The organism is Lysinibacillus sp. RU7 (genome assembly GCF_057837305.1).
The window spans coordinates 1-246 of the sequence record NZ_JBYQFK010000246.1 but is presented as its reverse complement, the minus strand read 5'-3'; the positions used below and the strand labels follow the sequence as shown (position 1 = coordinate 246).

Here is a 246-nt window from a genome sequence, read left to right as displayed (position 1 = left end):
ATCTGCAAACTACCGTGATGTCGTTATGACTCAATTTGGTCAAGGTCCAATTGGGGTAATTGGCGATGCAGCTCATGCAATGAGTCCACAGTTAGGTCAAGGTGCAAATATGGCATTATTGGATGCTTGGGCTTTCTCTCAATCATTGCAACATGCTCAAAAAAACCAGAATATTGATTGGTCCCTGCTCTGGCAGCACTACCACCAGCTTCGCCGTTCATCCACCCAGTTTTATCAATTTCTTAG

Annotated in this window: 1 protein-coding gene; it reads left to right on the top strand. The window is 44.3% G+C overall.

Annotated elements, in window-relative coordinates; translation table 11 throughout:
• A partial coding sequence (locus tag AC3II9_RS22285; RefSeq protein ID WP_489158937.1) for an FAD-dependent oxidoreductase occupies nucleotides 1-246 on the top strand: 246 nt, incomplete at both ends.